Genomic DNA, 5200 nt, shown 5'->3' on the forward strand with positions numbered 1-5200 from the left:
TCCCGATCCGATCAGCCACCAGAAGACCCTCCCGCCCGGAATCTGTATCACTACACCCTAGACCCGAAGGGACAACGTTTCATAAATCTAGAAACCACCCTGTGACACAGCGGCGATGGTGTGACACGCAACTGCGTTTGGCGGGATTTCTCAGCTTCATATGGCGGCATTTTCGACAGGCCGAGGGACTCGACGGAGAGCGCATGTTGCACGCGTTCTAGCCGATCCAGCCGACTGATAGTCGCGCCCGATCTGCTCAGGCCCAAGGTAAACGGATAGCCGAGACTCGCAGCGCTGCCGTACGGATAGCCCTGGCCGCAAGGATCGAGCGGTCCGGGCGAATGTCCAGGCCAGCGACCTTCGCGATTTCGTCGGCGACTTGCTGCACGGTCCGGTGGCCTGTGTCGATATGCACCCCGAACTCCGGCGCAGCTAACGCATCGAGCGTGGCGCCAGCTTGATGCTGGGCATAGGACGCGATCACGTCGCCACGAGATCGGAGTCGCCTACGCAGTTCGTGGAGCTGCAGTGACAGCGTGACGTGAGCAACCCGGTGCTGCGATGCCCGTACGGGATCGAGTACTTGAGATAGGAGAAGGCTGTCGGCGACAGTTTGGGGAGCAATGATCGTCGCCCCCGTGCGATCGAGAATGTCGATCAGAGTGGATGAGACGGCAGAGGTCCAGGCGTCAAGGGTTCGGTAGTCAGGTCTCTCGCTTCGCGGATACATCCGGCGTAAGCCGAAACCAACATGTTCCGGATCGGCGAGGTGGGAGTGCGGCAGACGACGGACCAGATCAGCGGCAACATGCGTCTTGCCACTGCCATGGGCACCGTTGATCCACAGAAGCGTGCCACGTCGCTGGTCACTCATAACGTGGACCGTACTCAATCCTCGATGGGGGTGAACCTGTCGCCCATCGCCCGTGGAGATGTGAGCGATCCGAATAGAACGCCGCTCCGGCGTGAGCAATTTCGGTCACTGCCAACGGGTTTCGAAAGAAACCACCCGTTCGTGACGAATTGAATCAAAAACGATCTTTTTTGCTACAAGCGAACCCGAGCTCACCAATTTCGGATACTGCGAGGTGGGCGGAAGCCTGTTTTGTCGCGAAACACAGTACTCAATTCTATGTTTCTGATCTACCCACCGGCGACGGGTATTGCTACAGTCGCCGGTATGGGCCACGCTTTCGGGTACGCGCGGGTGTCGACGGGTGATCAAGACGCTCGGCTGCAACACGACGCCCTCGCCGCTGCCGGCTGCTACAAGGTCTTCACCGACACCGCCTCCGGGGCGCTGGCCTCGCGCCCCGAGTTGGAAAGACTGCTTGACCAATTGCGTCCGGGTGACACGCTCGTGGTCTGGCGACTGGACCGGCTGGGGCGATCGATCCGGCATCTAATAGATCAGCTCACCGATCTGCAGGACCGCGGCATCGAGTTCCGATCCCTGCAGGAAAACATCGACACCGGATCCTCGGGCGGGCGCCTGGTGTTTCACATCTTCGCCTCGCTGGCCGAGTTCGAACGAGACCTCATCTCCGAACGCACGCACGCCGGCCTGCAAGCCGCCCGGGCCCGTGGCCGTAGAGGTGGGCGTCCACCGCTGTTGTCGGGGGACAAACTGCGCACCGCCCGCAAGCTTTACGAGCAACAAGACATGACCGTCGCCCAGATCGGCGAGGTCCTCGGGGTCAGCCGCACCACCGTGTACCGGGCACTGCAACGCGGGGCCGACAAGCCGGCCCCGCGCCGCAAGACGTCCACGACGGCGCAGCCGTGAGCGGGGACGAGGAACCGCAAGGTTCGATCGACGCCCCCACTTGCCAACATCGAGGCCCTGTCGTTAATTAGCGGGCATGACCTTGGCGAGCAGTTCAGCTTTGTGCTCGTCGCAGTTCCGAACGGAGCCCTCGTTTCGCCCTCTGATCTCGCCGGAGCTGGCTACTCGTTAGTCCATGATCGCGCCTCAAGTTGTGCTGGTACTGACTGACAGTCCAATAGATGTGTTCGCAGGTGTCGCACAGGTGCTGGGTGATCGGATGCGTATGGAAGTGGGGACGATCCAGAAGGTAGTCCTGACCACACTGGGCACACTCATAGAGTGCCCCGAGAGCTCCGCCTTCCGAGGTGAAAACCTCCCTCTCCTGGTACTCCTCCTCTCGCCGTCGCCGGTTGTGCTCGACCTGCCTCCGCTTGTAGTTGAGCCAGTTCTCCTGAGCCCGCCTCCCGCAGGGCTCACACGTCGGTCCAGCACCCAGGATCTGATGCTGAGGGGTACCGGACGGGACATGCGCCCCACACAACTTGCAGACCGTCTCGTGCTCGGGTGGATTAACCATCAGGCTCTCCTCGTAGTCAAGGGCGGTGGACGTCGGCGCACTCAGGGATGAAACCCTCGGGACAGGTAGCCCCTCAGTCTTATATCGCCCAATGTGCTCGTCGAGTTTCATCCGCCACTGTCGCCTACGAGCACGAAGGTGCTCATGCTCCTAGACCTGCCAGGCAAATGAGTCCCGGGGACGGCATACGGCTACCAAGGCCTGCCCATACCGAGAACGAGGAAGGCTGCGGCGCCGCCAGCACCTCGACCTACCTCGACGACACCGCCATCGCCGGGGCATGGTGGGCCGCCGACCTCGCCGGCACCGCGCTCATCGTCGCGTTCGTAGCCAGGCCCACCGACGGCGATGCCCGTAGTGGCGAAGACCGGTAACCAGACGTTAAGACAAGTGGCTGATGAGCACGCCTCGACAGCGGCGAGTTCGATACACCGCCACGCGCCACAGCGGCTCTCACTACAGATTGAGAGGGGCCATCCGTCGGCGCCCAAAACCTTGAGCCAAAGACGCCTCTAACGATCAGAGCGCTCGCAACTTTGTCGGCTTGTCCGGTGCATCACCGTTTGTTGGAGAAGTGACTTGATAGCCAAGTTCTTCAAGAGCTCTCACCGCCTCAGATGGCGCATCACGGACTACTGTCGCTATCTGCGACCGGCGCCAGGCCTCGCGTGATTCGGCTAGCGTTTCACGGGCGGCCCTCACTGATCCGGCCGGCGCGACTCCGAACTCCTCGATAAGCATGTCCATAATGTCCTCGAGTGTCGGCCGGAACCGTGATCCACCGACGGGAAAGTGCAGCGAACTTAGTTGAACTTGGCTCTTGCCACGCTTGCGCCGCTTTGCCCTCGGTGTGCTATCCCCGCACTCACCCATCGCCTTTTGAAGTTCTTGGTGCTCACCGTGAAACTGGATATGGGCCGCTGGGAGCTTCGAGGACTTCGACCGTTCATACTCGTACCGGAAAAGTGGCTGACGACCTCCCGGTGCCACAAAAACGTGGATCTCAGACTTTTCTACGGCCAAGTACCTGTCGCTACCGTCATGGATGCATCTGTACTCAACGGCAAGACTTAAGATTGGACCCTCGACGCTCGATAGGACGATCCCCTCCGCAGGCTGTTGGCGCACCGTGAAGGCACTAGCGGCCTCAATCTCAACGGCAATGAATGGTGGGCACGAAGGACCCACTACGGCCTGCACTGTCCGCGTCAGGCTCTCCGCGAACGTCTGCGCTTGAGCGTGGAGCGTTTCAGTCACCGAGTCGCGCGCTGGACCAGGAACTCCAGGCTGCGGATGTCGGCCAGAATCCCGCGCTGATGCGCGTCAAGCTCCCAGCTGTCGCCCTTACGCTCCAACTCCCGGCGCGTCATCCCCGTCTGCTCGAGGAGTTCAGCCTGCTCACGCTTGGCCTCACTGACTGTGAGGGATCGCACCAAGTCCTGCGGCGGCAATACTGCGGTCATGATGGGCCTCCTTCACAGTTCCCAGTGTGGTCCGATGATCGTGATTATGCACCAGCTGGTGCAGCAGTCCCGCAACTATGGCAAACGCGTCGGACAACTGGCGAACCGTGGCCCCTGCCGTTCACTCCGCCAGCGAGGTGTAGTACTGACGCGGGTGTACCACAAGTGCCTCATGACCGGGCTCGACGTAGTCGAGCAGTCGCTTCATGCCCGGTCTTGAGCCACGCTGTACCGCCACCAACAAGCTCAGTGTGAGCGCCATTCTGAAGGCGTTGCGCCGGCGTGACGGCAGGACGCGACTCATTACTACGACTCTGGCCGAGGGGTTTCGAATATCGAGGACCTGGACCACCCGCGGCCGCAGCCCGTCGAACTCGTTGACATCTCATCGTTCGTTCGCTGGGCGAGCAGATGCGTGTCACCTACGAACCGATTCCCCGTGGGCTGCCCGACGAAGATTTCCACAAGCGTTATCGACTGTCTGACGTTGATGCTTAGATTTCACTCAGAACACAATCGACCGAAGAGAGGCGCCATGTCCCGCATTCGAAAGCTCATCGCCACTGCAGGCATGTTCATGCTCGGCTCCATCGCGATTCCGGTCGCTCATTCTCAGCCACTCCCCGGCGGATCTGTAGAGTTGCCGGCCGTCGAACCTATGCCGGTGGCGGTCCCGCCCGGTTCGGTCGCCCAGCAACTACCGCCTCTACCCTTCCCATTTTTCTGGGTTGACCACCTGTTTTCGCCCCCTGCCGCTCCGACATACGTCGCCTCGAACTGGGTTGTGCCCTTCAGTGGGTGCCCGGCTGCGAACCAGAGGGCTTTCGCGCAGGACGGAACACAGCTCTGGTGCACTTATCTCGATCGGACCGACGCACGGGTATGGGCTCCATACACCTCGAATGTCCCCTGGACACCTGACTTCAGACTCAAACCCCTGACACGAGTGACCAATTCGCTCGGCGGACAGCCCTGCGGCCCTGTGGGAGCAACGGCTACCGATCAGTCGAATGGACAGCAAGCCCATTGCGACTGGCGACGTATCGACTCGGACACCCCGGTCTGGCAGTACAGGCCAGGATCGTAATAAATCAGCTTGGACCTCGTAGAGGGGAGCGCAAGTAACCGGAGTCGGCATGCCAGGTCCGGGGATCTGGGTGCTGCCTCACAACATCATGAGCACCAACAGACGCCTCTCAAGTGACACCCGCACGGCATCGGACCTCCCGCCCACGAGTTTCAACTGCCCCCCATCTACCAGAGGGCCGTTCAGTTAGGTCAGAACCCCTACGGGACTCGTGCCATAGCTGCGCACATCACCCGGCGATACAGCCAAAACTGTGGACTTGATCGCTCTGTGGTGGTCTTCTGTGGCTACTTCTTGGCGGCGGC

General features: G+C 61.0%; 5 protein-coding genes. 2 read left to right on the forward strand and 3 right to left on the reverse strand.

What is annotated here, in order from left to right:
• Positions 1–256: 256 nt before the first annotated feature.
• Complete coding sequence (locus HMPREF3086_RS17880; protein ID WP_083324300.1) at positions 257–874, reverse strand: AAA family ATPase; 618 nt, start codon at positions 872–874, stop codon at positions 257–259.
• Positions 875–1180: 306 nt separating this feature from the next.
• On the opposite strand from HMPREF3086_RS17880, the gene HMPREF3086_RS04520 reads away from it, so the two are divergent.
• Together HMPREF3086_RS04520 and HMPREF3086_RS04525 are read left to right on the forward strand one after the other, a co-directional pair.
• Complete coding sequence (locus HMPREF3086_RS04520; RefSeq protein ID WP_070720390.1) at positions 1181–1786, forward strand: recombinase family protein; 606 nt, start codon at positions 1181–1183, stop codon at positions 1784–1786.
• A gap of 726 nt (positions 1787–2512) precedes the next feature.
• Positions 2513–2719 (forward strand): hypothetical protein, encoded by a 207-nt coding sequence (locus HMPREF3086_RS04525; protein ID WP_070720391.1) that lies wholly within the window; start codon positions 2513–2515, stop codon positions 2717–2719.
• 145 nt (positions 2720–2864) lie between these two features.
• Here the strand turns inward: HMPREF3086_RS04525 and HMPREF3086_RS18400 are convergent, their stop codons facing one another.
• Positions 2865–3602, reverse strand: coding sequence for a hypothetical protein (locus HMPREF3086_RS18400; RefSeq protein WP_141763993.1), 738 nt, complete (start codon positions 3600–3602; stop codon positions 2865–2867).
• Positions 3599–3808 (reverse strand): hypothetical protein, encoded by a 210-nt coding sequence (locus HMPREF3086_RS04530; RefSeq protein WP_070720394.1) that lies wholly within the window; start codon positions 3806–3808, stop codon positions 3599–3601. The genes HMPREF3086_RS18400 and HMPREF3086_RS04530 overlap by 4 nt, the downstream gene beginning before the upstream one ends.
• Positions 3809–5200 lie beyond the last annotated feature (1392 nt).

Source organism: Dietzia sp. HMSC21D01 (assembly GCF_001815995.1).
Lineage (GTDB): Bacteria > Actinomycetota > Actinomycetes > Mycobacteriales > Mycobacteriaceae > Dietzia > Dietzia cinnamea.